The sequence below is a fragment of the Nesterenkonia ebinurensis genome (assembly GCF_008711175.1).
Lineage (GTDB): Bacteria > Actinomycetota > Actinomycetes > Actinomycetales > Micrococcaceae > Nesterenkonia > Nesterenkonia ebinurensis.
This window is the reverse complement of sequence record NZ_VWNF01000005.1, coordinates 26,278-52,519: the sequence shown is the minus strand read 5'-3', so window position 1 is coordinate 52,519 and position 26,242 is coordinate 26,278. Positions and strand designations below refer to the sequence as shown.

At 63.5% G+C, this 26,242-nt stretch carries 31 protein-coding genes and 1 tRNA gene; 12 read left to right on the top strand and 20 right to left on the bottom strand.

Features of this window, described 5'->3' with window-relative positions:
* Positions 1 to 51: 51 nt before the first annotated feature.
* The 7 genes from F0311_RS02485 to der all read left to right on the top strand — a co-directional run bounded on the left by F0311_RS02485 (position 52) and on the right by der (position 7,313).
* Positions 52 to 939: a ParA family protein gene (locus F0311_RS02485; protein WP_150460379.1), complete on the top strand. Its 888-nt coding sequence runs from the start codon at positions 52 to 54 to the stop codon at positions 937 to 939.
* 83 nt (positions 940 to 1,022) lie between these two features.
* Positions 1,023 to 2,180: a segregation and condensation protein A gene (locus F0311_RS02480; RefSeq protein ID WP_223881081.1), complete on the top strand. Its 1,158-nt coding sequence runs from the start codon at positions 1,023 to 1,025 to the stop codon at positions 2,178 to 2,180.
* Entirely contained in the window at positions 2,173 to 2,820 is a 648-nt protein-coding gene (gene scpB / locus F0311_RS02475; RefSeq protein WP_150460378.1) for an SMC-Scp complex subunit ScpB, read from the top strand. Before F0311_RS02480 ends, scpB begins: the two co-directional genes overlap by 8 nt.
* A gap of 183 nt (positions 2,821 to 3,003) precedes the next feature.
* Positions 3,004 to 3,954, top strand: coding sequence for a pseudouridine synthase (locus tag F0311_RS02470; RefSeq protein WP_150460377.1), 951 nt, complete (start codon positions 3,004 to 3,006; stop codon positions 3,952 to 3,954).
* A complete protein-coding gene (locus F0311_RS02465; protein WP_223881080.1) occupies positions 3,947 to 5,065 on the top strand; it encodes a prephenate dehydrogenase in 1,119 nt (372 codons plus the stop codon). The genes F0311_RS02470 and F0311_RS02465 overlap by 8 nt, the downstream gene beginning before the upstream one ends.
* Complete coding sequence (gene cmk, locus F0311_RS02460; RefSeq protein ID WP_223881079.1) at positions 5,062 to 5,787, top strand: (d)CMP kinase; 726 nt, start codon at positions 5,062 to 5,064, stop codon at positions 5,785 to 5,787. The genes F0311_RS02465 and cmk overlap by 4 nt, the downstream gene beginning before the upstream one ends.
* Positions 5,787 to 7,313, top strand: coding sequence for a ribosome biogenesis GTPase Der (gene der, locus F0311_RS02455; protein WP_150460374.1), 1,527 nt, complete (start codon positions 5,787 to 5,789; stop codon positions 7,311 to 7,313). The genes cmk and der overlap by 1 nt, the downstream gene beginning before the upstream one ends.
* Positions 7,314 to 7,344: 31 nt before the next feature.
* On the opposite strand, the gene F0311_RS02450 is transcribed toward der, so the two are convergent.
* Complete coding sequence (locus F0311_RS02450; RefSeq protein WP_150460373.1) at positions 7,345 to 9,126, bottom strand: carbohydrate-binding protein; 1,782 nt, start codon at positions 9,124 to 9,126, stop codon at positions 7,345 to 7,347.
* Between the two features lie 107 nt (positions 9,127 to 9,233).
* Positions 9,234 to 10,517 carry a serine hydrolase gene (locus F0311_RS02445; RefSeq protein ID WP_150460372.1) on the bottom strand — a complete coding sequence of 428 codons (1,284 nt, stop codon included), beginning with the start codon at positions 10,515 to 10,517 and terminating at the stop codon, positions 9,234 to 9,236.
* A 219-nt stretch (positions 10,518 to 10,736) separates the two neighbouring features.
* Between F0311_RS02445 and F0311_RS02440 the strand changes: the two genes are divergently transcribed.
* Positions 10,737 to 10,813 (top strand) — tRNA-Pro (locus F0311_RS02440).
* A gap of 180 nt (positions 10,814 to 10,993) precedes the next feature.
* Complete coding sequence (locus tag F0311_RS02435) at positions 10,994 to 11,605, top strand: tyrosine-type recombinase/integrase (RefSeq protein WP_150460371.1); 612 nt, start codon at positions 10,994 to 10,996, stop codon at positions 11,603 to 11,605.
* 310 nt (positions 11,606 to 11,915) lie between these two features.
* Here F0311_RS02435 and F0311_RS02425 read toward each other — a convergent pair whose 3' ends face one another.
* The 7 genes from F0311_RS02425 to F0311_RS02395 all read right to left on the bottom strand — a co-directional run bounded on the left by F0311_RS02425 (position 11,916) and on the right by F0311_RS02395 (position 14,567).
* The gene (locus tag F0311_RS02425; RefSeq protein WP_150460370.1) at positions 11,916 to 12,239 is read right to left on the bottom strand and encodes a TM2 domain-containing protein; all 324 of its coding nucleotides are present in this window, start codon (positions 12,237 to 12,239) and stop codon (positions 11,916 to 11,918) included.
* A 121-nt stretch (positions 12,240 to 12,360) separates the two neighbouring features.
* Entirely contained in the window at positions 12,361 to 12,618 is a 258-nt protein-coding gene (locus tag F0311_RS02420; protein WP_150460369.1) for an ImmA/IrrE family metallo-endopeptidase, read from the bottom strand.
* Positions 12,619 to 12,685: 67 nt separating this feature from the next.
* Positions 12,686 to 13,060 carry a P63C domain-containing protein gene (locus F0311_RS02415; protein WP_150460368.1) on the bottom strand — a complete coding sequence of 125 codons (375 nt, stop codon included), beginning with the start codon at positions 13,058 to 13,060 and terminating at the stop codon, positions 12,686 to 12,688.
* Complete coding sequence (locus tag F0311_RS02410; protein ID WP_150460367.1) at positions 13,057 to 13,479, bottom strand: hypothetical protein; 423 nt, start codon at positions 13,477 to 13,479, stop codon at positions 13,057 to 13,059. Before F0311_RS02410 ends, F0311_RS02415 begins: the two co-directional genes overlap by 4 nt.
* Before the next feature lie 55 nt (positions 13,480 to 13,534).
* Positions 13,535 to 13,834 carry a hypothetical protein gene (locus tag F0311_RS02405; RefSeq protein WP_150460366.1) on the bottom strand — a complete coding sequence of 100 codons (300 nt, stop codon included), beginning with the start codon at positions 13,832 to 13,834 and terminating at the stop codon, positions 13,535 to 13,537.
* 264 nt (positions 13,835 to 14,098) lie between these two features.
* Positions 14,099 to 14,335, bottom strand: coding sequence for a hypothetical protein (locus F0311_RS02400; RefSeq protein ID WP_150460365.1), 237 nt, complete (start codon positions 14,333 to 14,335; stop codon positions 14,099 to 14,101).
* Between the two features lie 34 nt (positions 14,336 to 14,369).
* Positions 14,370 to 14,567, bottom strand: coding sequence for a PLDc N-terminal domain-containing protein (locus tag F0311_RS02395; protein ID WP_150460364.1), 198 nt, complete (start codon positions 14,565 to 14,567; stop codon positions 14,370 to 14,372).
* 30 nt (positions 14,568 to 14,597) lie between these two features.
* Between F0311_RS02395 and F0311_RS02390 the strand changes: the two genes are divergently transcribed.
* Complete coding sequence (locus tag F0311_RS02390; RefSeq protein WP_150460363.1) at positions 14,598 to 14,951, top strand: hypothetical protein; 354 nt, start codon at positions 14,598 to 14,600, stop codon at positions 14,949 to 14,951.
* A gap of 70 nt (positions 14,952 to 15,021) precedes the next feature.
* Here the strand turns inward: F0311_RS02390 and F0311_RS02385 are convergent, their stop codons facing one another.
* From F0311_RS02385 to F0311_RS18920, 4 genes are all read right to left on the bottom strand, one after another.
* On the bottom strand, positions 15,022 to 15,396 hold the full coding sequence (locus tag F0311_RS02385; RefSeq protein ID WP_150460362.1) for a SpoIIAA family protein: 375 nt from the start codon (positions 15,394 to 15,396) through the stop codon (positions 15,022 to 15,024).
* A gap of 268 nt (positions 15,397 to 15,664) precedes the next feature.
* Positions 15,665 to 16,315, bottom strand: coding sequence for a M23 family metallopeptidase (locus F0311_RS02380; protein WP_150460361.1), 651 nt, complete (start codon positions 16,313 to 16,315; stop codon positions 15,665 to 15,667).
* Between the two features lie 78 nt (positions 16,316 to 16,393).
* Positions 16,394 to 16,726 carry a TetR family transcriptional regulator C-terminal domain-containing protein gene (locus F0311_RS02375; protein WP_150460360.1) on the bottom strand — a complete coding sequence of 111 codons (333 nt, stop codon included), beginning with the start codon at positions 16,724 to 16,726 and terminating at the stop codon, positions 16,394 to 16,396.
* Entirely contained in the window at positions 16,629 to 17,093 is a 465-nt protein-coding gene (locus F0311_RS18920) for a TetR family transcriptional regulator (protein ID WP_150460359.1), read from the bottom strand. The genes F0311_RS02375 and F0311_RS18920 overlap by 98 nt, the downstream gene beginning before the upstream one ends.
* 668 nt (positions 17,094 to 17,761) lie before the next feature.
* Between F0311_RS18920 and F0311_RS18675 the strand changes: the two genes are divergently transcribed.
* Positions 17,762 to 17,896, top strand: a complete 135-nt coding sequence (locus tag F0311_RS18675; protein ID WP_263406254.1) for a hypothetical protein — start codon at positions 17,762 to 17,764, stop codon at positions 17,894 to 17,896.
* A gap of 367 nt (positions 17,897 to 18,263) precedes the next feature.
* Entirely contained in the window at positions 18,264 to 19,622 is a 1,359-nt protein-coding gene (locus tag F0311_RS02360; protein ID WP_150460358.1) for a stress response protein, read from the top strand.
* Positions 19,623 to 19,663: 41 nt separating this feature from the next.
* On the opposite strand, the gene F0311_RS18915 is transcribed toward F0311_RS02360, so the two are convergent.
* The 7 genes from F0311_RS18915 to F0311_RS02325 all read right to left on the bottom strand — a co-directional run bounded on the left by F0311_RS18915 (position 19,664) and on the right by F0311_RS02325 (position 26,179).
* Positions 19,664 to 20,095, bottom strand: a complete 432-nt coding sequence (locus tag F0311_RS18915) for a transposase (protein ID WP_223881088.1) — start codon at positions 20,093 to 20,095, stop codon at positions 19,664 to 19,666.
* Between the two features lie 191 nt (positions 20,096 to 20,286).
* Complete coding sequence (locus F0311_RS02350) at positions 20,287 to 22,140, bottom strand: hypothetical protein (protein ID WP_150460357.1); 1,854 nt, start codon at positions 22,138 to 22,140, stop codon at positions 20,287 to 20,289.
* A complete protein-coding gene (locus F0311_RS02345) occupies positions 22,125 to 22,898 on the bottom strand; it encodes an ABC transporter ATP-binding protein (protein WP_223881078.1) in 774 nt (257 codons plus the stop codon). The genes F0311_RS02350 and F0311_RS02345 overlap by 16 nt, the downstream gene beginning before the upstream one ends.
* Entirely contained in the window at positions 22,895 to 23,521 is a 627-nt protein-coding gene (locus tag F0311_RS02340; RefSeq protein ID WP_223881087.1) for a TetR/AcrR family transcriptional regulator, read from the bottom strand. The genes F0311_RS02345 and F0311_RS02340 overlap by 4 nt, the downstream gene beginning before the upstream one ends.
* Before the next feature lie 316 nt (positions 23,522 to 23,837).
* A complete protein-coding gene (locus tag F0311_RS18770; protein WP_317982539.1) occupies positions 23,838 to 24,134 on the bottom strand; it encodes a LuxR C-terminal-related transcriptional regulator in 297 nt (98 codons plus the stop codon).
* 93 nt (positions 24,135 to 24,227) lie between these two features.
* A complete protein-coding gene (locus F0311_RS02330) occupies positions 24,228 to 24,728 on the bottom strand; it encodes a signal peptidase I (RefSeq protein ID WP_191089695.1) in 501 nt (166 codons plus the stop codon).
* Positions 24,725 to 26,179, bottom strand: a complete 1,455-nt coding sequence (locus F0311_RS02325) for an RCC1 domain-containing protein (RefSeq protein ID WP_150460353.1) — start codon at positions 26,177 to 26,179, stop codon at positions 24,725 to 24,727. Before F0311_RS02325 ends, F0311_RS02330 begins: the two co-directional genes overlap by 4 nt.
* Positions 26,180 to 26,242: the final 63 nt, after the last annotated feature.

Genomic DNA, 26,242 nt, shown 5'->3' with positions numbered 1-26,242 from the left:
TCTGGTCAGAACATCGACCGCTGTTGCAGATACCAGACCGGAGGGCCGCACGTGAACGCCGAGCAGCCGAAGGAGCTCTTCACCGTCCACGGTGACGTGATCATCGGCCCCACCGGCCGCCCCAAGCATGAGTTCCCCGAGCCTGAGCCGCTGGATTCCCACGGCCCGGCACGGATCATCGCCATGGTCAACCAGAAAGGCGGAGTGGGCAAGACCACCAGCGCCATCAACCTGGCTGCCGCACTCGCCGAATACGGGCGCAAGGTGCTCATGGTGGACTTCGACCCCCAGGGGGCACTCTCCGCAGGACTGGGCGCGAACCCGCATGATCTGGAGACCAGCGTCTACAACGTGCTGATGGAAAAGGATGTGGAGGTCACCGACGCACTGATCTCCACCCACGTGCCCGGGGTGGACCTGCTGCCGGCCAATATCGACCTCTCCGCCGCCGAGGTCCAGCTGGTCACCGAGGTGGGCCGCGAACAGGTGCTGGAGCGCGCCCTGCGCCTAGTCCGCAACGACTATGACGTGATCATCATCGACTGCCAGCCCTCCTTGGGACTGCTGACCGTCAATGCGCTCACCGCCGCCCACGGAGTGATCATCCCGCTGGTGGCCGAGTTCTTCGCCCTGCGCGCAGTGGCTCTGCTCAAGGACACCATTGAGAAGGTCCAGGACCGGATCAACCCGGACCTGGAGATCGACGGGGTGTTAGTCACTATGGTGGACCTGCGCACCACCCACGCCAAAGAAGTCGTCCAGCGGATTGTGGAGGCCTTCGGGGACAAAGTCTTCGAGACCGTGATCAAACGCTCGGTGAAGTTCCCCGACGCCACCGTGGCAGCAGAGCCGATCACCAACTACGCGGACAAGCACGACGGCGCCAAGGCCTACCGCCAGGTGGCCCGGGAGCTCATCGGGCGAGGAGGAGCACCGTAGGTGCGACGACGGATAAGAGAACGAGCCGGGTACCCGTACTGTGCTATGCGCAGCACGGGAAGCGAGGGAACGGGCACACCGTAGTGGCTGAACCTTCCCTGGCGGAGACGGCGTCGGTACCGGAGACCGAACCCGGTGGCGTCGCTTCGCTCACGCCCCGCAATCGCCTCGGAGGACTCGGAGCCAGCTCCGGTCTTCACTCGGCTCAATCGGGCGTGATGCTGGAGGAAACCGGCGAGGAGATCCGCACGGGCTTCACCGTCAGCCTGGACGGCTTCGACGGGCCCTTCGACCTGCTGCTGGGACTGATCGCCAAACGTCAGCTGGATGTCACCAAAGTTGCCCTCGCTGAAGTCACCGATGAGTTCATCAGCTATGTGCGCACCTTGGACGCCCAGCGGGCCCTGGACGAGTCCTCCAACTTTGTGTTTGTCGCAGCCACCTTGCTGGACATGAAGCTGGTGCAGCTGCTGCCGGGCTCACAGGTGGAATCCGAGGAGGATATCGCCGCCCTGGAGGCCCGGGACCTGCTGTTCGCCCGGCTGCTGCAGTACAAGGCGTTCAAGCAGATCGCCGAGCAGATGGGCCAGGCTGCGGCCGAGAACACCGGCCGGTTCCCCCGCCGCACCGGTCAGCATCCGGATATGGCCAATCTGCTGCCCGAACTGGTGTGGAACACCACCGCCGAGGACCTCAAAGCACTGGCTGAGCGTGCTCTGGCCCGCCAGCAGGCCGAACCGGATGAGGTGGGTCTGGCGCATCTGCACGCCCATGCGGTCAACGTTCGTGAGGAGATGGCCGCGATGACACAGCAGCTCTGCGCAGCAGGCCAGTGCACCTTCACCGAGCTGGTAGCTGACGCGGAGAACCGGCTGGTTGTGGTGGTCCGCTTTCTGGGACTGCTGGAGCTCTTCCGGGATAGATCCGTGGAGTTCGACCAGCAGGTACCGCTCGGCGAGCTCAGGGTCACCTGGTCCGGGCCGGCCGAAACCTCCCAGGACACCCTGGACCGGGCTGCGGCAGAATGGGATGAGAACGACCCCCGATTCAGCCCAGCGAAGACCGGGGCGGGCTCCGAGTCTTCCAAGACCCAGCTGAGCCGAGCGAAATGCGGCGCTTGCGGGGCTATGTCCGAGGCGACTGAGGGTTGCCCGCAATGCGGGCAGGCGATTGAGGAGCGTGCGCGAAATGACGCCGTAGCGGGGGAGAGTGCCCCAGGTCAGGAGAGTGCCGATGACTGAGCGCAACACCGTCAACCCGGCCCTGGAGGAGGCTGAATCCTCCCACCTGGTCTCCCATGAGGACTACCTGGCCGCTGTCGAAGCAGTGCTCATGGTGGCCGAGGAGCCGGTGACCCCGGCCGAGCTGGCCACAGCGGTCAACCTGCCCCAGCATCAGGTGCAGGCACTGCTGGACGAACTGCGTGCCGAGGCAGACGGTGTTGTCGAGAACTGGCCCGGTGACGCCCCGATGCCCGCCCCCCGCCAGCGCGGCTATGAGCTGCGTGAGGTGGCCGGGGGCTGGCGCTACTACTCACGGGCACGTTATGCCGAGCAGGTCTCGGTCTTCGTGCTGGACGGTCAAACCTCCCGGCTCTCCCCGGCCGCCCTAGAGACCCTGGCCGTGATTGCCTACCGGCAGCCGGTGGCACGCTCCGCAGTGGCGGCCATCCGCGGGGTCAACGTGGACGGTGTAGTGCGCAGCCTGGTCCAGCGCGGGCTATTGGACACCGCTGGCACCGACCCGGTCACCGGGGCCACCCTGTATGTCACCACGCCAGAATTTCTGGAGCGGTTGGGCCTGGACTCGATTGAGGAGCTGCCCAAACTCAGTCCGCACCTGCCGGGGGTCGAGGAGCTGGACAACCACGACGCCGCCTAGTGCCCTGCCGCTGCCTCCGCCTGCCGCCGCCTAGTGCCCTGCCGTTGCCTCGGCCCGCGGTCCCTCAGTCGTCGCCTCCGCCGCTTTTCATGGGGTTGTTGGAGAATCATTGCCCTATAGGTACATGAGAACTCAAGAAGTACATGAAAAGCACCGCCGCGGAAGGCCGGTAGGATGATCCGCATGAGTTTTCAGGGGAAGCGCGGCGCCAAGCGGCCTGCGCCGCGGGCCAACCGGGCCGCCCGCACCCCCAAACCGGGCGCCGAGGGTGGGCCGTTCGCCGACGCCAAACCTGAACGGCTGATCTCAGCCCAGCCCAAGCCGGTCAAGATCCGTGCTGATGAGGCCGAGGCCAATTTCCGGGCCGTGCACACCGAGGGCGGGGTCCGTCTGCAGAAGCTCCTGGCTCAAGCTGGGGTGGCCTCCCGCCGGGTCTGCGAGGACCTCATCGCCGAGGGCCGTGTTGCCGTGGACGGCAAGGTCATCGTGGAGCCTGGCGTGCGGGTGGATCCGCAGACGGTGACCATCCATGTGGACGGGGTGCGGGTCACTCTGGACATCACCCACCGCTACGTGATGTTCAACAAACCGGCCAAAGTCATGACCACCATGCACGACCCCGAAGGCCGGCGCAGCCTGGATGACTTCCTGGACGACGACATGCGTGCGGCCCGACTGGTGCACGTGGGCCGGCTTGACTACGAGACTGAGGGGCTGCTGCTGCTGACCAATGACGGCGAGCTCACCAATAGGCTCACCCATCCGCGCTACGAGGTGCCCAAGACCTACCTGGCTGAGGTGCAGGGGGAGCTCAGCGTCAAAACCGCCAAGCAGCTGCAGTCCGGCATCGAGCTGGACGACGGACCGATCGCCGCCGACCGGGCCTGGGTGGTCGGCTCCACCGGCAGCCGCACCATGGTGGAGATCACCCTGCACTCCGGCCGCAACCGGATTGTCCGGCGCATGCTGGAACATGTGGGCCACCCGGTGACCCGGCTGGTGCGCACCGCCATCGGCAAGATCGTCATCGGCGACCAGCCCCAGGGCACCCTGCGTGACCTGGAGCTCCAGGAGATCGGCCATCTGAAGGACCTGGCCAATGGGGCTCCGACAACAGGGAGCGTCCGTGGTTGAACCGGCCAAGGCCACCGTGCTCATCCGCGGCACCGGTCTGCTGGGCGCCAGTATCGGGCTCGGTCTGCGGGCGGCCGGCCACCAGGTGCACCTCTCTGACCCCTCGCCCACCGCCCAGCGGATCGCCCAGGACATCGGCGCCGGCACGGTCTGGGAACCGGAGGGCACACCTGATCCGGAGCTGATCGTCATCGCTGCCCCGCCCGAGGTGACCGCAGCTGAGGTAGCAGATGCGTTGGTGAGGTTCCCCGGCGGCGTCGTAGTGGATATCGCCTCGGTCAAGGCGGCGATCCTCACCGATCTGCTCAAGCAGACAGATGACGACGCCGCCCCGCTCACCATGCAGCACCTGAGCAGGTATGTGGGCACCCACCCGATGGCCGGGCGGGAGCAGTCCGGGCCGGTGGCCGCCCGCGGTGAGCTGTTCACCTCGATGCCCTGGGTGATCTGCCCGCATGAGTACTGCGCCCCGGCCGCGGTGGAGGCGGCCACCAGCCTGGCGCGCAGCCTGGGGGCCAGTGTGCACCGGATGGATACCGCTAAGCATGATGAGTCGGTGGCGCTGATCTCACATCTGCCGCAGGTGGCCGCTTCCCTGGTGGCTTCCCGGTTGCAGGACGCAGCAGCCGGTGCACTGGCACTGTCTGGAAATGGTCTGCGCGATGTCACCCGGATAGCTGCCAGCGACCCCAACCTGTGGGTGCAGATCCTCTCCGCCAACGCCCGGCCCGTAGTGGAGATCCTCTACGGGCTGCGTGAGGATATTCAGCAGCTGATCGGCACATTGGAGGACCCTGAAGTGCCTGGGGGACAGGCTGATATCGCCCGGCTGATCGAGGCCGGCAATGCCGGGGTGGCCCGGGTGCCCGGCAAGCACGGAGCCCCGCCGCAGTCCTTCGCGGTGGTCACTGTTATTGTTGACGACCGGCCCGGGCAGATCTCTGCGGTGCTCAACGATGTGGCCAAAGTCGGGGTCAATGTCGAGGACCTGCGCATGGAGCACTCCGCCGGCCACCAAGTCGGTATGTTGGAGGTGTCAGTGCTGCCCGGCCGCCGTGATGAGCTGGCCGAAGCGCTGACCGAGATGGGATGGAAGGTAGTACTGCATTGAGCACACACACAGATCAGGCGGTTCCGGTCACGGGCTCCCCCGCGGAGCCGGCGCTGCGCCTGGTGATCGCCGTGGACGGGCCCTCCGGCTCCGGGAAGTCCAGCGTCTGCCGTGCTGCCGCTACTCAGCTGGGTGCCGCCTATCTGGACACCGGGGCCATGTACCGTGCCGCCACCTGGTACTGCCTGGACCAGCAGGTGGACCTGGACGATGAGGACGCGGTGGCCGTAGCGGTGGAGGAGCTGCCGCTGAACATCTCCACCGACCCGCAGCACCAGACCATCACTGTGGGGGAGACCGATGTGACCGCGGAGATCCGTGAGCCGCGCATCTCCGAGAAGGTCTCCGAGGTGGCCACAAACCGCCGGGCCCGGGCCCTGCTGGTGGACGCTCAGCGCCGGATCATCGACGCACAGGGGTTCATTGTGGCCGAAGGGCGCGATATCACTACCGTAGTGGCCCCCGATGCTCAGGTGCGGGTGCTGCTGACCGCCTCCGCCGAGGCCCGGCTGCGCCGCCGTGGCGCCCAGCTGGGCGGCAGTCAGGATGCTGAGGCGCTCAAGCGTCAGGTGCTGGAGCGGGATAAGAAGGACTCCGCGGCGTCGAACTTCACCGAGGCCGCCGACGGGGTGGCCGTGCTGGACTCCTCAGAGCTGAGCTTCGAGGAGACCGTGGACTCGCTGATCGGCCGCGTGCAGCTGGCCCGGGAAGCTGGCGCTTGATGAGCCAACAGGCCCAGGGCGGCGAGGAGTACGTCCCCACCGGTGAGGACCGGGTAGCAGCTCGCCTTGCCGAGATCACCGAGGATGAGGCTGAGGCCCGCGCCGCCGCACTGCGCGCCGGCCTTCAGGACTATGAGCTCGATGATGCTGATGCCGCGCTGCTGGAGGAAACACAGGAGGACGACGCCGGACTGCCCTATGTGCCCGCCCTACCAGTGCTCGCCATTGTGGGCCGGCCAAACGTGGGCAAGTCCACCCTGGTCAACCGGATCATCCGCTCCCGCGAAGCTGTGGTGGAGGACGTTCCCGGAGTCACCCGCGACCGGGTCTCCTATCCGGCGGAGTGGAACGGCCGCGACTTCACCCTGGTGGACACCGGCGGCTGGGAGGCCGATGCCAAGGGTATCCATAAACGGGTGGCTGAACAGGCCGAGCTCGCAGTGGATGAGGCCGATGCGGTGGTGTTCGTGCTCGACGGACTGGTCGGTGCCAGCGCGGTGGATGAGGCCGTGGTGAAGATGCTGCGCCGGAAGAAGAAACCGGTGCTGCTGGCGGCCAATAAGATCGATTCCTCGGCCCAGATGTCCGAGGTCTACCCGCTGTGGAACCTGGGCCTGGGCGAACCCTATCCGGTCTCCGCACTGCACGGCACCGGTACCGGTGACCTGCTCGACGCCGCACTGAAGCACCTGCCTCAGACCGCCCAGCACAGGGGACTGGTCCCCCTGGACGGACCCCGCCGGGTGGCCCTGGTGGGCCGGCCGAATGTGGGCAAGTCCTCCCTGCTGAACAAGCTGGCCGGGGCCGACCGGGTGGTGGTGGACAAAGTGGCCGGCACTACCCGTGATCCGGTGGACGAGCTGGTGACCCTCGGCGGGGAGCAGTGGCGGTTCGTGGACACCGCCGGGATCCGGCGCCGGCAGCATATGGCCTCCGGCTCCGAGTACTACGCGATGCTGCGCACCCAGCGCGCCGTGGACAAAGCCGAGGTGGCTGTGGTGCTGCTGGCTGTTGATGAACCGGTCAGTGAGCAGGACATCCGGATTGTGCAGATGGCCCTGGATGCCGGGCGGGCTCTGGTGCTGGCTTATAACAAATGGGATCTGCTGGACGAGGAGCGCCGCTACTACCTGGAGCGGGAGATCGAACGGGACCTAGCGCATGTGTCCTGGGCCCCGCGGGTCAATGTCTCGGCGAAGACCGGCTGGCACAAGGACAAGCTGGCTCCGGCACTGCAGCGCTCCTTGGAGAATTGGGAGCAGCGGATTCCTACCGGCCGGCTCAACGCGTTCCTGGGCGAACTGGTGGCCGCGCACCCGCATCCGGTGCGCGGCGGCAAGCAGCCCCGGATACTTTTCGGGACACAGCCCGCCACCCGGCCGCCGAAATTCGTGCTGTTCACCACCGGGTTCCTAGATCCCGGCTACCGGCGGTTCATCACCCGCCGGCTGCGCGAGACCTTCGACTTCACCGGCACCCCTATCGAAGTCCAGATGCGCGTGCGCGAGAAGCGCAAACGCCGCTGAGTTCGTTCCGCAGCAGGCTGGAGCCGGCAGATCAGCAGTCGCCGATCTCCTCCCAGGGGCCCCACTGGTCCCCCGGTTCCTGGTTTCGGCTGTACCACTTGGCGGTGTAGACGGTGCCGTTGAACACCACGGTCTCCCCGCCGGTGAACTCGGTGCTGGCTGCCCAGGCCGGGTAGGTGCCGGACGCGCAGACGGTGGGTGCACCGATCTCGGACCAGGCGCTGTACGGGGAAGCCCCGGGCTGCTGGTTCTGGGTCCACCACAGGGCTTCGAAGACCCGACCGTCGTACTCCACGATCTGCCCACCGGTGTAGACGGTGGAGGCATCCCAGGCTGGGTGCTCCGGCTCAGCCTCGGTCCATACGCTGAAAGTAGGCCAGTTCCCCTGCACTGCCAGGCGTTGGTAGATCGAGTCCACCACGCGCACCTCGAAGCGGGCGGCCAGCGGGAAGTCCGGATCGTTGAAGTGCTCGGCCGGGACGCTGACCTCAACCTGGTAGTCCTCATTCATCTCCGAGAGGTTTGCAAAGAGGACGTGCTCCAGGCTTCCGCCAGTGACTACCTCGAACTGACCCTCAAGGTCCTCTGGTGGGAGCGGATAGTCCTCGGGCAGCCCCAGCCTGAGGGTGACAGCGGCGTCGGCACCCTCGGCGACGGTCTGCTCCACGGGGGTGACCAGGATCTCGGGATCTTGGGCGGTGTACTCGATGGGCATCTGCCACTCATTGCGCCCGCATCCAAGGCATACATCGGCCAGATCGGTGGCCTCGACCAGGCGGACGGCGGCGGAGAAGCTGCCGTTCCACGAAGTGCCGACCGTAGTGTCCAACGGAACCTCAACCAGCAGCTCGCCGTCAACCTCAGCGGTGGAGTAGATGGTCTCCTGGCCACCAGCAAAGGCAGAGGGCCGGAAAATCTCGATGCGCCCATCCACCGTGATGTCCTCCGGTTCAACCCCGTCAGGCAGCACGATCTCAACGGTGGCGGTCACCGTCTCGCCGCGCCAGATTTCGCCTGTGGGGTTCGTGACACTCAGCTCGGGGGTGATCTCCGGTGCCAGCACCTCGACACTGAACTCTGTGTAGTCGGGGAGCATGGGCACCCGGCCGACCGGGCCGGCGTCGTTGCTTACCCGGGCTACGAACTCGTGGCTTCCCTGGTCGAGATTGCCGAGCGTCAGGGAGGCCTCACGCTCTCCGCTCCGGCCGATCGAGGAGTCTTCATAGGTCGCCACAGGGTTCTCGAAGTTCACATCATCGGCGGAGTAGATCTCGAACAGCACCGGCCTGCGCCAGATGCCGTCTACATCGGCAATAATGTCGACCAGGAGGTCATCACCGACGAACACCGGTCCCTCTGCGCTTACTGAGGTGATGGAGATGGCATCCATCGTTGCGGGGTCATGGACCACATGGGAGAGCAGGCGGTTGTGCTCGGCACCTGCGAACTGGTCAGTTCCGGTGTAGACAAAGGTGAAATGGTAAGTGCCAACGTCCAGTCCGGATACCGTGATGTCCGCGGTCCAGTCCTCATTCACCTCACCGACCCCAAGTGGCGTGGAGCGCTGTGCGTCTGCGGTCTCATAGACTTCCACCTGACCTTCGCCCGGCAGCTCCGCTGCGGCCCCGGAAACATGGATGGTGGAGGTGAACTCGAAGGACTCGCCGTGGGCGATTCGGTTCCACTCGGCGACTGTGGTGATCCGGTCGACATCAAGTGTTCCAGTGTTTGCTTGGGCAGCTGGCAGCAGACCGATGAACAGCATCGAGAAGGCCAGCAGCAGAGCAGTTAAGCCCCGGAAGCTTGTGGGCATGTCCGTATCCTCATCAAGTGAACAGAGTGATCCTGGGTGTTACCGAAATTACACGATCATCGTGTTACAGGATTGTTGCCCAAGGCAATGGTAGCTGGCCTGGCAGCTCAGCCGTAGAGGGCAGCCTCGATCTCCCGGGTGATGGCAGCCACCGAAGACCAGCTGGAGCCCTGGGTCAGGATAGTCAGCACATAGGTCCCGGAGGGGTGGTGCACAATGGCGGTGTCATGAAGGTTGCCGTTGATGAATCCCGGCTTGTTCAGCACCTGGCCAGCCGAGCCGGCAGGGATTCCCTGACGGTGCACATTCGCCCCCAGAGCATTTCGCAGCCGGTCATGCCCCTGCCCGTTTATCGCAAGATTTCCTGCGGCCAGATTAGTCATGAAGTTGGTCAGATCCTGGGCATTGGTGCGGATGCCGCCTTCACCGCCGCGAGTGTTTGCCGCACCCTGGGCAGAGGCATCAGTCCAAATATTGCCCCAGCCGATCTCTGGGCCCAGCTTCTCCGGGCACGGATTGTCGCTGAGCACAATCATGTCGTGGAAGCACTGGGCCAGATCGCGCTCTCCGAGCACGGGATCGGACCAACTGCGCAGACCGGCCTCCACCTCGCGGAGGATGCTGTAGGCCACAAAAATCTTGTAGGTGCTGGCTGTCACGAAGGAATCTGCCGCTCCGGTGGAGGCACTGCGGTTCTGTCCGCCCAGTTCCTGGACGCTGATCGAGATCCGGCCCGGGTGCTGAGCCGCGAGCTGACCGAGCAGCGCGTTGAGATCCCCGTCGAAGTGCACATTCTGCACCGGCGGCTCGGGAGGCTGGGTCTGCTCCGGTTCAGGCTGCTCCTCCTGCTCGGCCTGGCGCTCGGCTTCGGCCTGCCGGCGCTGCTCAGCTTCGGCTTCAGCTTCCGCCTGCCGCTGAGCCTCCTGCTCAGCCTGGCGCTGCTCGTGTTCCTGGGCAGACTCATAGGCCCGGGTCAGCGAGGCAGACCATGCATCCAGGCTCTGCCGGCGCTGTGAGATCTTCGGCTCGGACTCTTCTGCTGCCGCGGCCTCCTCCGCCTCCTGGTCGGTCTCGGCGGGCTCAGAGTCGGCTCCGGGTTCTTGGCTGGTGGCGGCGTCGTCCTCTGTCACCTGACCTGCCGGTGCGGTTTCCTCCGGTGGGCGGGACTCAGCGACCTGATGGACCACCACGGTGGCGGCATCGCGCATGGTGGTTTCGGCGGAGTTGTGGACAGCCGCAGGGAGAGCCTCGGAGGCGCTGGCCGGCTGGATCTCGGCAGGCTCAGGGGCATGGAAGTTGGGTGTGCATCCGGCGGCCAGCAGCGCCACAGTCAGCGCAGCCGCGCAGGCTCGTCCGGGCACACCCGCAATCAGGGGAAGGCGCAGGTGCATGGGGCAACGGTAACCAGCAGCGGGCGCGGATCTGTGGAAATCCGTGCCGAGACACAGTCACGGTTTGGTTACAGGCAGTGTGTGCTGGCCCAGGATTTAGCACACGACGCCGCCTCACCTGGGTTTTCTGAGGGGGGCAGTCAGTGCGGTGTGAGGGGGCCGGAATGATGTAGACTGTTCCGGTGCTCCGGCCGGTGATCGGTTTCCGGAGCACGGCCACGGGATATAGCGCAGCTTGGTAGCGCGTCCGTCTGGGGGACGGAAGGTCGTCGGTTCAAATCCGGCTATCCCGACCAATTTTGCCCTGAAATAACAGGACTTTCGGAGACCAGGCGCTGCTGAAGTCATCTTCCACAGCCCCAGCGCTCTCTGAGGTCGCGGCCCGGTATGTCGACAGCCTGATCGACTGCGAGCCCTTCACGCTGAAAACCTACCGGCAGACCGTCCGGGATCACTTCGCACCACTTGAGGCACCCGTGGACTCCATAGATGAGGACGACGTGGCCCGATGGGTCTCATGGATAGCCACCGAGGGTAAGGCGAAGCGCAGCCGCAACAATGGCGAAGTCATCTCCCGCAGCGGGTACAGCCCCAAGTCCATCAAGAACTCCCACAGCTTCCTCTACAGCATCTTCCAGTGGGCCGTGCGCCGTGGGCACAGGATGGACAACCCCGCCGCTGAGACCCGGCTGCCGAAGAAGTCAGTCACCGACGACCGAAACAAGTTCCTCACCGCCGAGGAAGTCACCACGCTCATGCCGCATGTCGAGGCCCGATATCGGCCCTATGTGACCTTCCTGTTCAACACCGGCCTGCGTGCTGGTGAGCTGCTGGTGCTGACCCCGGAGGACTTTACCGTGGCAGATGGTGTGACCTACGTGAGTGTGTCCAAGAACGTGAAGACGGGTGGCGACGGCAAGAGTGCGATCACCGGGCTGCCAAAGTCGGAGCGATCCCGGCGGCGCATTGATGTGGATGAGGGCACCATGTCTGAGGTGTGGCCGCTGATCCGGGCGGCGGGACACGGGAACAAGATCTTCACCTACCCGAAGCCTGGGCACTCGGCAGCGTTGAATAAGTCGATGTGAAAGCCTGCGATCCGCAGGGCACAGGCGGCCGGCTTCACCAAAGCCCCCACGGTTCACTCTCTGCGACACTCTCACGCCTCGCATATGCTCGCCTTGGGAAAAATGCCCCTGCATGAGTTCTCACGGCGCCTCGGGCACGTGTCGTCGGCCTTTACGGATAAAGGTTCTACGGCCGCCTGGTGCCAGCGCGGGAGAGCGCAGCCTCGAAGCTCCTCAGCGGGCCCGGGACTCGACTGGCAATCACTGCGTAGTTCTCGCCTCCAGTGCGGTCCTCAGAGTGGGTCCTGAGAAGCGACTGTATTGAGCTATGTCACTGCCAGTTGATCTGCTTGAGCCCGTTCGTGCCCTTGAGAATAATCAGAATGAAGTCGATGAGCTGCCACACTCCGAACGTTGCCCAACTGAGCAACAGCTTAGCAATGCCGAGCCCGACGTGGCCCAGGTAGAAGCGGTCGATCCCAAGGGTGCCGAGGAAAAATGAGAGCAGAATCGCGGCAATGTGACTCTTCGGGGCGCCGGTCGGGTGGTAGTAGTGGTGTACGGAATGCTGTTGATGTCCGGGATGCTGATACGTGGGCTGCGGATGTTGGGGCTGCTGCGGATACTCGGGTTGCTGCGGGTGCTGCTCTGTCATGATCTTCCCTCCTCAAGGTTTTGAGTGATTCCTCAATACTGCCTGATAGCCGGGTGTCGCGCTAGGTGCTCTGCCTAGACCACCACTAGCTGTGGGAGCACTTGCAGCTCATCAGCGACCGTCAGAACGTCATCATAGGCCGCCGTGGCCCGTGTCTCCACTCCGGGCGGATCAGGTACCGAGCGGCCCACGCATCAGCTTCCAGCTCTGTGCGTGCCGTCGAGCGCCTGTGCCCATAGACGGCGTGCCCCAGCTCATGAGCCAGGGTGGAGCGGTACTGCACCGGTGCCAGGCAGGACAGCAGTCGGATCCTCCGGTGGTGGTGCCTATACTCACCCCACCGGCCCTGCGGCAGGTGGTCCTGATGCTCAATGCGCACCCCAGCCGGCGCGCTATCCCCTCTAGATGCGACCTACACCCAGATCCTAGAGGCAGGGCAGGAGATGCTAAGCGTAATCAACATCCAGGACGAGCGGGAGCCTCGCCTGTCGTGGCGGGTAAGCCCGATTGAACAATTCCTCGAAGTGCTCTCTATTCTCGGAGATCCGCATCAGTGTGGTTACTGTCGAGATTTGTCGATCCAGCGCAGTAAGCCCCGTCCCATCGGTCAGATGTTGGCGATGCTTGTGCGAGCGGTTCCCCTTCTCGTTCTTGGGATTCAAGCGCTCCATCTCTTCGCGGACGCCTGGGGCTAGTTGGTCATAGATGTACTTGTTGACCAGCTTTCCCGCTTGGGGTGTCCGCTGAGAGGTTCCAGGCTTGTACTCCCAACCGTGAAGGCGGTACATCTGCTCGAAGAACTCATCGGGGAACCGCTTCATCCAGGGCGGAGCTCAGCCTGCACGAATTCCTCCAGGATCAACTGGAGTTCGTTCCGGGCGCGCACTTCCTGGTACCCGGTAGCCTCGTCCACGAGTGCAGTGATGCCCACTCGCGCCAATCCGCGCATGATAATCCCGGCTGCTTTGGCGGACGCTTTCTGGCTCGACAGAATGGCCTCATCTTCACTGGCGGCTAAGTAAATCTCACAGACCTCAGGGAGAATCTCTGCGTTATAACCATATGCCTGACCACCATTGGGAAGTCGATAGCGCACAGCTCCCCACTTGGACCTCAGGTCATCCGAAGCGTACTTCTGGAGGTTCTTCGCGGCGAGGAATGGCGGGACTTTGGCGGTGGCGCTTCCGGTGCCACTCCCTGGGGCCTGGGTATTGGGGGCGGGATGCTCAGCATTGCCCATCAACTCCTCAGCCCGCCCATCAAAGGTTGTGTCTGTGACCGAGTTCGCCCGGTACCTACAAGCCCAAATCGACAATCGTGACGGATGGAACAAGTCTCGCCTCGCTAGAGAGTCTGGATTGAGTCGCGGCGTTATCACCGAGTACATGAGCTACCGCAGGATCCCTGGTCAGTATCTCACGGGTCGGGCCGGTGGAGCCGGGGAACTTTGTGCCGGAGACGATGCGCAGCTGCTCACACTCCACGAGCTCTCCGGCCAGGCCCCACAGGTAGCGCTTCTGCTCCGCCGGTGGGGCTCCGAAGGCGTCGGTGCGGGCCTGCAGCATGGTGCCGTAGGGGCGGGTGCGCTCGTCCATGAGGACAGGGTAGTCGTGGGGAGTGACCTCAGCCCTGGAGAGCCTTGGGGGAGGGGGCGACACGCCGTTCCCCAATGGGGAAACCATGTAAATCCATGCCCGGATTTGCGGGTCCATGGTTGCCAATGGAGTTAGAGCAGCCGATCTTCCGAAAAATCCGGAATCATGCGGATGCAGGGGCATTTGTGACAGAGTGCTTAGGTGGTTCAAATCCGGCTATCCCGACCAGTTTGGGCCCGCCTCCCGGAGAGCCAGCGGATTGATTTAGTCCCAGCCGAAGGTTTCGGAAGCAGCGAAGAACAGAAATGCGACACCCATAAGCGGGGCCATGATGGCGGGCAATATCAGGAACGAGCCATCCCCGAACGCCTTCTCAGGGTCTTTGCGCCCCAAGGTGTTGGTCTTGTAGATGACGTTGAAGGCCTGATTGCGATAGATGAACAGCAGCACGCCGCCGACAATCAACAGCAACCCTATAGCCCACAGAATCCACAGCGGCATATCTCAACCCTACCGAAGTGGCACTCCAGTGTTCTTAGCCGCTTGAGTTTCGGCCCACCAAGAACCACACCAGCGACCCGAGGAACGGGAAAGCTAGTACTGCGAGAACCCATAGCGCCTTGAGGCCGCTGGTGTAGCTGCGTGAGTTTAAGATCGACAGGATGGCAGCTATCGCGAAAGCAATGTATGCCAACCCGATGAGGGCACTTACGAGAACTGCAAAAATTTCCATACCCTGAGGCTACCAACGAAAGGACAGGGCATGAGCTTCGAAGAAAAAGCGCACGCCGAGGCTGAACGGCAGTGGGGCCCGCATTGGACTGATGCTGAGTCGATGGCTGATCGGCATAACCGGCGCGGCTTGTCATGGATGCACGGATTCACCAGGGGCGCCCTCTGGGCGCGTGGCCGGGTCGGAGAGACCATGAGCACCGTGGAAGAGCTGGAGGGGCTGCCAGACAATACGGTCATGCGTGCTTGTACTGGTCAGCTTGCAGAGACAGGGCGAATAACTGGTGATCGCATGGTCTGGTGGGAGGAATGGTCAACTTTTGAGGATGCTGTGAAGCACCTGGCGCCCCTGACCATCCTTTACGTACCGGAGGCCACCACATAACCTCCAACCCCGACTATCCGGCCCTCATCACACGGTGGGGGCCTGCTCGTGACCACCGAGGGTATAGAGATCAAGTGGGCTGGGGCTCCACCCACAGGCGCGCTTCAGCGACCTCGTCCTGACTGAACACTCGTGCATCCAGGTCGGAGAAGAGCTTTTTGCTTGCATCGATCATCTTCTCGATCCACGCAGATTCGGTGACCACCGCCAGACGGCCCACCTGATCCATGTTGGTGAGGTTCTTTAGTGAGGTCCTCAAGTCCTCGATGATTGCTCCTGCGCTCATGCCTTCAAGCTCGGAGAGGTTGGCATACAGGGAGACTTGCTCGTGCTCAGATAGAGCCTCCTCGACTGCCGTTGTGACCTGTTCCCATTCCTGCTTTTCGACCTTGCCGCTGACTCGGATCGACACCAGTCCATCGGCTGTTGAAAGTACCTCGATCATGGCGAACCTTCCATAGAGGGGTATCCCGCGTTACGCGATCACCCCTGAAACCTACCTAGCCAACCATGACCCCGCCTGTGCACGGGGTCTTCCTATACTCAGAAAGGAGGAGAGATTCCCGTGGTGAACATGACCACCTTCCACGTAACCACTTCGTCGAAGACGCCGAGCAATCGTGGATTCTTGGTGAGTTGATCAGGTACGTGGAGCATGAGAAGTCCTGTGCCCCGGACTTCACCGCTATGGGACCCTCCTCGGTCTTGATCAGCTATCCGCTGCGATTTTGGTCTACTTGGTTGTGCGGTTCTGGTACGTGGATGACCTCGCCGTTGACCGGTAGGGCCCCGTCGAATGTCAGAGGCACTGCGTTGGCGCGCTCGATGTCGCGGTTGTCTATCGCCTGAACATGGACATGGGGTTCAGTGCTGTTGCCGGAGTTCCCGCAGCCACCGAGCACGTCTCCGGCCTGCACCTGCTGACCCGTATGGACGTTGATGCTGCCCTGGCGTAGATGGCAGAGCGCGACGATAATGCCGCCGCTTTCGATCATGACGTGGTTGCCGGCGAGAGCCACCCAGCCCGCCGCAGCTCGGCGACGCTGAGTCAGCGCATAGCGGATCGAGGGCAGTCCGCGATGGGCCGGATGATCGGGCTCACTGTCATGTGCGGCTGTGACGATGCCTTTTATGGGTGCCAGGATCGGGCGATCGAATCCGGGGAACCTGTCGGCGGGTTCAGGCCGCAGGAGAGAATTAAGGGTGATCGGTGCGGTGCGTCCGGTGTCAGTGACCGCCACGAAGTCGATGGCAAACGAGGTGGCGAGCACCCGCGTGCCGTGGCTGGGAACCCGATTGGCCGGGCTGTTCTGGATGAGCCAGCGGCCCGTGAATGGATAGGCCAAGTCGATGGAGGTGCTCATGCTGTTCCCTTCCCGATGCGGGCGACCGTCGATCCACTGGTGAACATAGCACGGCATCGCTCGGCGTGGGTCTCGCTCCTACTGGCGTGTGGCAAGGGCATCGAGCCACCTGGTGACGGTGTCTTTGAGCTTAGCCGCAGGCATATCGGAGGGAGTGAGTACGGCAGCAAGACACAGGCCGTCGAAAAGGGCGACGAGTTCAGTAGCGGCAGCGTCGACGTCGATCTCTGGATTGGCCTGACCGGCATCGCGGAGCGAGGTGATTGTGTGGCGGGCAAGGCCGAGTGACATGGCACGGTCCTCAGCGACCAGCTCAGCGAGTTCGGGATCGGTGGCGGACTCGTTCCGGAAGGCGAGCCACACCTGATCTTCCTTGGCCTGCTCTGGGGTCACCGGCAGCACGGCCCACATCGGAACTCTCTATCCGTTCTCGGACAGGCAGACTCCTGTCCACCGCGATGTAGCGCTGGTGTGCTCGCTCGTTGATGAGCTCGAGAGCGTAGATCTGCAGTTCCCGCTGCTCGCTGAAATAATGGCGCAACGATCCGACCGATAGTCCTGCCTCCTGGGCGACCGCGCGCACCGACGCCCGGGCCAGCCCTGACCGGAGGATCACGCGCCACACGGCTTGAGCTACTTCGTATCGCCCGGAAGCTGGGCCGTGTTCATCCCCGTCTTCGTCCTGATCGACATCCTGGGGTACCAGGGCGTCTTCCTCGCCCTCGCGCTCTGCTGCCTCACCGGCGCGATCCTGCGGTGGGCAGGGTCTTCTGGGCATGGTGATCGAACCGGCTCAGTGCCATCGTGGCCTCATCCAGATCCGCCGCTAGCTCTGGGGAAGGGTCATCCTCAGGGCCGCGATCGGGGCGGGGACTGCTGATTCATAGGGTCCGGAGGCAGAAGCGAGGCGCCGTCGCTCTGTCATCCCATTGCTCTGGGCGCGCCATTCAACGGCGAAGAATTCGACTAGCCACCCCTCCACCCGAGAGTTCTGAGAGGGCGCTGTTAGGCCACGATATACACCCGCGAACGCTCACGGGCTAAGTGAACCCAGGCAAGAGTCGCCGCGAGCAACAGAAAAGCCGAACCGACTACAGGTGACCACTGAGATGCAAAGTCCCAGACCGCTAAAAAAGTATCCACCACCTGACACTACGCCCACCTAGCCCTAATAGACGCTCAGTGCCCAGGTTCCGCCCAGGGCGCATTTATGCTTTAAGGAGACTTATGCCAGACATCGCCCTGCGAGATTGCGTGCACCGGCTGGTACGATCACATGTTGCGCGACGACCAGACAACAGATTGATCCACCAGCAGTCTCACCACGCTAAAAATCCCCGTGTGTTCGGATCAGCGGCACGAGGAGATGACGATTCTGAAGTGACTTGGATCTGCTGATCGACTCAGGTGAGGGCTTCACCATGTTCGAGGATGCAAGGCTTAATCGTGAGTTGGAAGAACTCCTTGGAGTTCGTGTTGATGCAGTCGAATACGGTGATCATCTACGTCAACGATTCGGTCAGAAGATTCACCAATAAGGTGCTGCACGGCGATGACCTCATCAATTGGAAGACTATGTAGCGCACCCTTCAGACTGACATTCCTACCTCGATCAATACTGAGATTGGCAGATTGGGCCGGTCGGGACAAACCTCAGTGGGGCACCAACACGTTCCTATTCAAGCCACCCCGGCCGGTCCTTCCACCCGGGGTCGGCATTACGTATGCAGTCCAACCCCGCACCAGGGGCAGCATCCACACTATGACTCAATCATCAGGTGAAAAGTATCCAACCATCGCAACACCTGCAGCATCACTCACTCTGATACTGAGGCATCGCGCTAGGGGCAGGGCCAGACACGGAGAGACAGCAAACTTGAGCGCCTCCCCAGCAAGAGTCCAGGTTGGGCTACGATTACTGAAAGAATCCTGTGAGAAAGGTCGCAGTATGGCTGAAGAATGGCGAGAAGCCCGTCTCATCCCGACCTCTGGCATCAGAGGGGCTGCCGAGCAAGAGGCGCGAGCCACTTCCGCACTTCTGTCAGTCCTCAGCATCGTCCCGAGCTTCGCCCATGCGGTGCTGAAACCTTGCGGAGCACCATTGGGTAGGGTTCGCGCCAACGTGGAATCCTTCGTGGAGGTTGCGTTCGAGGACAAGAAGAGCAAACGATCTCCTCGCCCAGACGGATTGATCCGTGTATCACGCGGCAGTACGACGTGGACTGCACTGGTAGAAGTCAAAACAGAATCGAACGCCCTTAGCAAAGAGCAAGTAGAGAGCTATATGGACGTAGCCCGAGAAAGAGATTTCGATGCTGTTATTACAATCTCGAATGAGATCCCGCCTGTATTGGGAGCGCATCCACTTAGTCTGTCAGGACACAAACTACGTCGGACACCTGTCTATCACTTCTCCTGGATACGCTTGATCTCCATTGCTGTGATGGAAAAAGAAGTTCATGGAATCGAAGACCCTGAGCAATCGTGGATTCTTGGTGAGTTGATTAGGTACTTGGAACATGAGAAGTCCGGTGCCCTGGACTTCACCGATATGGGACCCTCCTGGACCCCAGTGGTAAATGCTGTTCGCCAGGGGATCGTCCGAAAAGACAGCGACGACGTGATAGATGTTGCCGGAAAATTTGACGGTCTGATCCGTTACATCTGTCTAAAACTGGGCCAGCGTCTTGGCGTAGAGGTTAGTCCGCGTCTTACCCGGAGAGAGCTTGAGAACCCCGAAGAGCGGACTCGCGGACTCGCTGAGGAGCTAGAGAAGGACTACACAATGTCGGCGAAGATCCACATCCCTGGGACAGTGGCCGATCTTCAGCTTCGGTGCGACATGCGTGCTCGCCAAATCAGCACATTCGCCGTTGTTCCCGCCTCGGGTCAGGCGCGTAACCAAACACGTGTGAACTGGCTCCTTCGCCCGCTGGAAGAAAGTTTGACGGATGTAGTGATCGAAGTCCATGGGCCAAGACGCAGCCATGCCGCAGGCATCGCTGAGTTCAGAGAAGACCTCAGGGAGGTTCTTCCTCCAGGTTTTCCAGAGATCACTCGTTTTACTGTGTCGCAGATGCATCCAATGGGATTACAGAAGACTGTCGCAGGGCGGTCCTCTTTCATTACGTCGGTGATTGGGGCTGTTGACGAATTTTATGTGAGTATTCTGCAAAGGCAGAGGCCCTGGTCGCCGCCCGCCCCGAAGTACAAGCCCGCAGCGGGGGAACAACCCGCGGAACAAGAGACGTTCTCCTCAGAAGAAATCGCTTCAGGCGAGGATCTGTCAAAAGAGGGCTCTGAGTAGTCTTCGCTCACGTTCTCTCCTGGCCCCTGTCAGCAAAGTCATCAGACAATAATCTGAACGCGTCGTTCTTGATCGGTCAGTTCCCTCGAGAACACGGCGAACCAGGGTTTGACCGACTTCAGGGGGCGTGAGAAGTACATACGAAAGTGCGCCTGGGCTACGTATCTGATGATGACCTTCCCACTTGCATCGACCCGGTCACCGTGGTTCCGGTATTCCCCCGGTGGTTGATGGAGGGGTCGCTTTCGACAAGGCTTAGTAGGCCTCTTCTGGGGTCTTCCGGCCCAAGGCCCGGTGCGGGCGTCATGGTTGTACCAGCCGATGAATTCATCCAGCATGAGCTTTAACTGGCTCAGAGTCTGGGTGTGAGGCGGTACGCCTAACCAGCGTTTCAGGCTCTGGTGGAGCCGTTCGATCTTGCCCTGGGTTCGGGGGTGTCCTGGTGCCCCGTTTCTTCTGCGTGATCCCGTAATCAGCCAATAAGGCTTCGAAGCTGTTGCGAATCGTACTGGGTTCTTGAATTCGCCCAGGGAATTCGGTCTCTCCGACGAGAACTAACCTGAGCGTTGGCTCGATGCTCTTGGAGCGCGTCAGTAGGGGCCAAGCCCGGACTGTCTTCCTGCTTCGAACGACATCGCGCACTTCCTCACCATTGCCCAGGCCATCACCCGTCGAGCGGCACTGCGGCCTTCTCTGATTGGGCTGCGGTGCGTTTGCGCACTTGGGAGGCGGACCAGATCAGGTATCCACCGAGGAGAACCATGACGATGCTGGTGAGCCAGCCCCATGGTTCGGGCAGGTACATCGCGAGGAACCACACCTGCACGTCGTGGTTGCCGGTGAGTTTGAACACTATGGTCAGCAACCCCTGGGGGATGAGGGCGAGAATCCCCAGGGTCCAGCAGATGGTCTCCACAGTGCTCTCTCGCCAGGTGAGTGTCGGTTGGTCGGGGTCGCTCTCGGCGATGGACCGGCCGGTGCGCATCAGCAGCAGCATCTCCGTGGCGGTGCGCTCCAGTTTGATGGCGGCAGCCAGGCCCAGTCCCCAGCTGAGCAGCGCACCGATGAGGACGCTGATCCCTACGCCTGCCCATTGCAGGGCCAGGCTGTCCTGAGTGGCACCGAGGTAGACCACGGCGATGCCGGCGAGCGGCGGGAGGAGAGCGGCGAAGAACACCAGGAAGGCTGCGCCTATCTCCTCGTTGCCTTCGGCTGGGTTCTCGGCCCGCCGTTGTGCGTCAGGGCCGGGTGCAGGCATGAACACCGAGGTGTAGGCGGTCAGGCCGGCGCCGCCACCGAGGGCTGCTGTGACCGCTGCCAGCGCCCAGGGCCAGGCCCAGGACAGTCCGCTCCAGGCGGTGAACCCGATGGTGACCAGCAGCGCGATTGGTCCGTAGATGATGAGGTAGGCCCATTGCCGGGCTCGGACGTCGTGCCGTGCGGTGCCGGTCTGCAGGGTCAGCCACAGGCCGGTGCCGTCGAAGGAGTACATGTTGGCCATCCAGGTGGCGGCCATCACCGCGATCAGTGCTCCCGCCCACGGCAGAAGCTCGACCGCTCCGAAGGTCAGTGGCAGGACGGCGGTGAGCACTCCCCAGGCCAGCGGTGCCGAAAGCGCTGCGGCCCGGGCCGGGTCACGCCACCAGGAGCGCAGTTCCTTGCCGACGATGGCACCCAGGGGACCACGGAGTAGTGCGCTGCGTGGTGTGGGGCGTCGACTCGAGCCGCGGACCACCACCCTGGCACCACGGGCCTCACCCAGGCTGGTGCCCCACAGGGCCAGCAGGATCGCGGCCAGGACGAGCATCGCCATCACGATGAGCGCCGTGCGGCCCCAGGCGCCGGCGGCTGCCGCTTCCACTGCCGCCAGCGCCCATCCGGATGGTGCCCATCGCAGTGCGGCGGAGAAGTTCTCCGGGAAGCCCTGCTCAAGAACGCCGGAGGACAGCAGGCCGACCAGCAGCATCCAGCCGGATTGGCTGAGGACCAGCACTATCGCCAGCACCACACCGTTGAGCGCGGCACCGGATCGGGCTCGGGCAAGACGGCCGAAGCCCACGTGCGCCACTCGCGACAGCAGCACCAGCAGGCAGACCTGGAGCACGGCCAGCGGGACGGCGAGCAGGGCCGGCACGACGCCCAGTCGCGCGCCGTACACGATCAGACTGCTGAACAGCAGAACGGTGACAGCGGTGGTCAACCCCACAAAGCCGGCCACCAGCATCCCGGCCGCCATCCGGCTCCGCGTCAGCGGGAGCATCGCCAGGTGGGCCGGGCGCAGCGGCGGGGCCGGTGACATCACCGGCCCGATCACCCAGCCGATCAGCCAGGTGAGATAGGCGGCCGCGAGCAGGTCTGGCACGATCGATGCCGGCTGCAGGGGCCAGGCCGCCAGCGCCACCACGCCTGCTGCGAGCACCGCGCCGACGATTGCACCGGTCCAGGCCCATACGGCCCGGGTTCCGGTGACCGCGTTGCGCGTCAGCGCCAGTTTCAACCGGATCAGGTCCCCAACCATGACAGCCCATCCACGGTTCCCGTTCCGGCTCCCACTAACGAAACGAAGGTCTCTTCCAAGCTGGTCTCGCCACGTACCTGTGCCACCGGCCCGCTGGCCACCACCACCCCGTCGGACATCACCGCCACTGTGTCGCAAAGCTGCTCCACCAGAGCCATCACGTGGCTGGAGAGCACCACGGAGCCGCCCTGGACGACGAATCGGGTCAGGATGCGCTTGAGGGTCAGTGCCGAGACCGGGTCGACGGCCTCGAACGGTTCGTCCAGGACCAGCACCTTCGGATTGTGCAGCAGGGCGGTGGCCAGCCCGATCTTCTTGCGCATGCCTGTGGAGTAGTCCACGATCAGGGTTCGCTCGGCTCCGAGGAGGTCCATCACCTCCAGCAGTTCCTGGGCGCGGGTGTCGACCACTTCTGCCTCCAGGCCTCTCAGCCTGCCCAGGAAGGTGAGTGCTTCACGTCCGGTGAGGAACTCCGGCATGGCCAGGCCGTCGGGCAGGACACCCAGGTAGGTCTTAGCTCGCAGAGGGTCGGTCCAGACGTCGGCATCCAGGACGGCTGAGGCGCCCGCATCGGGCCGGAGCAGCCCCACCGCCATGGAAAGCAGTGTCGTCTTGCCGGCGCCGTTCGGGCCGACCAGACCGAAGAAGGAGCCTTGGGGCACCTCGAGGTCCACCTGGTTGACCGAGACCTTCTCACCGAAGGCTTTGTGCAGGCCGTGAATCGACAGTGCGGGTGGGCGAAGGTGGTCCATGGTCATTCTCCGGTATCTCGGGTAGCGCGATGGAAAAGGGCGGCGACCTCTCGGGTCACCATGGCCAGATCGAGGTTAGGGTCGGTGGCCACTTGGGTGGAGACTCCGTCGATGACATTGCGGACCGCCACAGCCATCTGATGCACGTCGAAAGCCGCGAACTGCCCGGCGTCCTGACCATCGCGCAGAATCCGGCGCAGGTACTCCAGTCCTTGGTCGGCCCCCGCCGGATCAACCCCCGGCAACCCGTCAGCAGTGTCGAGGGCCGCAGCCACACGGACCAACGCGACAATGTCACGACGGTTGCCGGCGATGAAGTCCAGGTTGGCTCCGATGTAGGCGGCCAGTCTCTCGGCGGGTGTGGACGCAGTCTCCACCCTGGGAACGATGGCTTGCGCGCCACGGGTGAAGACATCCACGACGAGCTGACCGATCAGGTCCTCGCGACCGGCGAAGTGATAGTTGATCAGACTTCGGCTGACACCGGCATGCTGGGCGATCCGTCCCATCGTTGCCGCGGGGTAGCCGTGCTCGGCAATCACCGCAATAGCGCTCGCCACGATCTGCTCCCGACGCGCCTCCTCGATGAATGAGCGCGACGGCTGGCGCTCTTGACCATTTGCTGACATCACTGTCAAACTCTAAGGCATGGTGTCAGTATGTGGCAATCCTTCTTCGCTTACAGCGGTCGCTGCGCTGCCCAGGCAGGCCGGTTGCACTGGTCAGACGGCTGGCCCCACTCGGTAGGTTAGGTGTGTCACCAAGGAGGCCTGACGCACCGAGACCTGCGAGCCCGTCCTGATCGCCCGCCACAGATCGTCACCAACCCGCTCCATTCTGACTAGGAGAACAACCCTGTTCCCTGTCAACACAAGGGAATCCCCGAGTTCCCGAGACGAGCTGGGGAGACCGGAGATCCACCGGACCCTCCAAGGTATTCGACCCTCATAGGGAGGTTCTGGAGCGCAGGAGTTGTCGGACTTTGACTCGAGATGAGACGTCGAGCTTATTGAAGATGTTGGCGACGTGTCGTTCGACTGTTCGGATGGAGATGCAGAGGTCCTCCGCAATTTCGGAGTTGGTCTTACCTTCCGCGATATGCAGAGAGATCTCTCTTTCACGTCCTGTGAGCTTTGAGAGCTTGTCCCGGAGTTCGGGATCCTCTGCTGGTGCAGTGACTCCCTGGGGCTGGTGGCGGACCATATCTGCCACCGTCGGGGTGTTCTTCTGGGATCGAATCATGTGCTTCCTTTCCGGGATAGGCCGGCCCCGGTCTCTTGATGGATTGAGTGTTTTACTGTCCTGCATGAAGACGACGATGTTCTTAAACTCTGTTCAACGGTTCCTCAGGGTCGCCGTGGTGGCTTCTCTATCGCGGATCGGCAGCAGCAGGACGATGGCGATCAGCGCGGCGAGGGTGATGCGCCCGGGCATGCTCTGGGTGATCCCGATGAGCCCGGCCCAGGGCTGGCTGGTGTGGAAGCGGACAGTGCCCTCGACGTTCTCAGGGTGCAGCGGGGCGGCATCGTCGTAGGCATTGGCATCGCCCCGGGTGGTGGCCACCGGCTGGCCGTCTTCCTCCGTGACGTCCACGATCCGATGGGTGTACAGCCCGCCTACTCCGCGAGCGGTCACCACCGCACCGACCTCGAAGTCCTGATCCGCCGGGCCGACAAGGATGACGTCGCCGACCTGGTAGGTGGGAGCCATGGAGGCGCCGTCGACGACCACGAGCCGGTGGTCCAGCGGCACGATCGCGAGCGGGAGAAGAAGCAGGGCGCCGAGGAGCGCCACCGCGAGCGTGCGCAGCAGTCGCAGACCGCTGTGCACGCTCACGGCGCCGGCTCCGTGGTCACGGTCAGCGCCTCGGACCAGGGGGAGGTCCAGCTCCCGATCCCGTGGCTGACGCGGTAGTGGTAGTCGGTGCCGGGGATCAGCGTGCAGGCACTCTCGTCAGAGGCGAGCACCATATCAGGCGGGCACCACGGGCCGATGCTCACCGGCACCGCACCACCGCCCGGTGCCTGACCGTGGTTGTCCAGGCCCCAGCAGTACATTTGGCCTGTGGCGACCGCACACGAGTGGCTCTCTCCGGCGGCGACCGCCGTGGCCGTCACCGGGGCTGTGCCGTCGCCGATCGGCACTGGATCCGTACCATCTCCGGCCGGCTCGTCCTCGGTGTAAAAACCCCAGCAGTAGGCCTGGCCCCCAGCCACCGCACATGAGTGCCACTGCCCGCCGGTGATCGCCGTCACCGGGGCTGTGCCGTCGCCGATCGGTACCGGTTCCACGCCGCCGCCCGGCGCCTGACCCCCATTGTTCAGGCCCCAGCAGTACACCTCACCATCGGCGACCGCACACGAGTGGTTGTCTCCGGTGGCGACCGCTGTGGCCGTCACCGGGGCTGTGCCGTCGCCGATTGGTACCGGATCCACGCCGCCGCCCGGCGCCTGGCCATTGATGGTCAGGCCCCAGCAGTACACCTCACCGTCGGCCACGGCACACGAGTGGAGCTGTCCTGCGGCGACCGCTGTGGCCTCTGCTGTGCCGTCGCCGATTGGTACCGGATCTACGCCGCCGCCCGGCGCTTGGCCGTAGTTGTTCCGGCCCCAGCAGTACACCTCACTGTCGGCCACGGCACACGAGTGGCTCAGTCCTGCGGCGACCGCTGTGGCCTCTGCTGTGCCGTCGCCGATCGGCACCGGATCCACGCCGCCGCCCGGTGCCCGACCCCCACTGTTCGAGCCCCAGCAGTACACCTGACTGTCGGCTACCGCACACGAGTGGCTCAGCCCGGTGGCGACCGCTGTGGCCTCTGCTGTGCCGTCGCCGATCGGCACCGGATCCATGCCACCGCCCGGCGCCTCGCCATTACTATTCTGGCCCCAGCAGTACACCTCACTGTCGGCCACCGCACACGAGTGGAACGACCCGGCCGCGACCGCCGTCACCTCAAGCTCCGGCGGCACCGGCGGGATCTCGTCATCAAGGACGCTCGTGGCATCGCCCTCATACACGGTGGCGGGATCCTCGAAGCCCGTGGTCAGGGAGCGTTGGACGACGTACCCCGGGGTCAGGCCGCCTGCGGGGTCGGCGCTCCAGGACAGCTCGATCGAGGTCGCGGTGACCTCTTCTGCGATGGGGCGCTCCTGGGTCAGAGTCGCGGTGCTGGCCTGGTTGCCGTCGATGACGGCCTGGTCGGTGAAGGAGGCCGAGGTCACCGCCAGGCCGGGCAGCAGTGCCAGGGCTGTGGCGGCCAGCAGGGACAGTCTCGTCCGTGCACGCATATGAAGGGGCTCCTCGTAAGTCGGTTCTCGCTCGACGGCCGTCAGGCGATCTCAGTGATCGAT

Bases quoted from the DNA above. Each gene is read 5' to 3' on its own strand.
- F0311_RS18770 (WP_317982539.1), bottom strand. From the start codon at position 24,134: ATGATTCGATCCCAGAAGAACACCCCGACGGTGGCAGATATGGTCCGC.
- F0311_RS02325 (WP_150460353.1), bottom strand. From the start codon at position 26,179: ATGCGTGCACGGACGAGACTGTCCCTGCTGGCCGCCACAGCCCTGGCA.
- F0311_RS02340 (WP_223881087.1), bottom strand. From the start codon at position 23,521: ATGTCAGCAAATGGTCAAGAGCGCCAGCCGTCGCGCTCATTCATCGAG.
- F0311_RS02395 (WP_150460364.1), bottom strand. From the start codon at position 14,567: ATGGAAATTTTTGCAGTTCTCGTAAGTGCCCTCATCGGGTTGGCATAC.
- F0311_RS02375 (WP_150460360.1), bottom strand. From the start codon at position 16,726: ATGTGGGCCGTGCTGCCGGTGACCCCAGAGCAGGCCAAGGAAGATCAG.
- F0311_RS02380 (WP_150460361.1), bottom strand. From the start codon at position 16,315: ATGAGCACCTCCATCGACTTGGCCTATCCATTCACGGGCCGCTGGCTC.
- F0311_RS02405 (WP_150460366.1), bottom strand. From the start codon at position 13,834: ATGGACGAGCGCACCCGCCCCTACGGCACCATGCTGCAGGCCCGCACC.
- F0311_RS02410 (WP_150460367.1), bottom strand. From the start codon at position 13,479: ATGGGCAATGCTGAGCATCCCGCCCCCAATACCCAGGCCCCAGGGAGT.
- scpB (WP_150460378.1), top strand. From the start codon at position 2,173: ATGACTGAGCGCAACACCGTCAACCCGGCCCTGGAGGAGGCTGAATCC.
- F0311_RS02450 (WP_150460373.1), bottom strand. From the start codon at position 9,126: ATGCCCACAAGCTTCCGGGGCTTAACTGCTCTGCTGCTGGCCTTCTCG.
- der (WP_150460374.1), top strand. From the start codon at position 5,787: ATGAGCCAACAGGCCCAGGGCGGCGAGGAGTACGTCCCCACCGGTGAG.
- F0311_RS02385 (WP_150460362.1), bottom strand. From the start codon at position 15,396: ATGATCGAGGTACTTTCAACAGCCGATGGACTGGTGTCGATCCGAGTC.
- F0311_RS02445 (WP_150460372.1), bottom strand. From the start codon at position 10,517: ATGCACCTGCGCCTTCCCCTGATTGCGGGTGTGCCCGGACGAGCCTGC.
- F0311_RS02360 (WP_150460358.1), top strand. From the start codon at position 18,264: ATGGCTGAAGAATGGCGAGAAGCCCGTCTCATCCCGACCTCTGGCATC.
- F0311_RS02350 (WP_150460357.1), bottom strand. From the start codon at position 22,140: ATGGTTGGGGACCTGATCCGGTTGAAACTGGCGCTGACGCGCAACGCG.
- F0311_RS02425 (WP_150460370.1), bottom strand. From the start codon at position 12,239: ATGACAGAGCAGCACCCGCAGCAACCCGAGTATCCGCAGCAGCCCCAA.
- F0311_RS02470 (WP_150460377.1), top strand. From the start codon at position 3,004: ATGAGTTTTCAGGGGAAGCGCGGCGCCAAGCGGCCTGCGCCGCGGGCC.
- F0311_RS02415 (WP_150460368.1), bottom strand. From the start codon at position 13,060: ATGAAGCGGTTCCCCGATGAGTTCTTCGAGCAGATGTACCGCCTTCAC.
- F0311_RS18920 (WP_150460359.1), bottom strand. From the start codon at position 17,093: ATGCCCAGAAGACCCTGCCCACCGCAGGATCGCGCCGGTGAGGCAGCA.
- F0311_RS02345 (WP_223881078.1), bottom strand. From the start codon at position 22,898: ATGACCATGGACCACCTTCGCCCACCCGCACTGTCGATTCACGGCCTG.
- F0311_RS02400 (WP_150460365.1), bottom strand. From the start codon at position 14,335: ATGCCGCTGTGGATTCTGTGGGCTATAGGGTTGCTGTTGATTGTCGGC.
- F0311_RS02390 (WP_150460363.1), top strand. From the start codon at position 14,598: ATGAGCTTCGAAGAAAAAGCGCACGCCGAGGCTGAACGGCAGTGGGGC.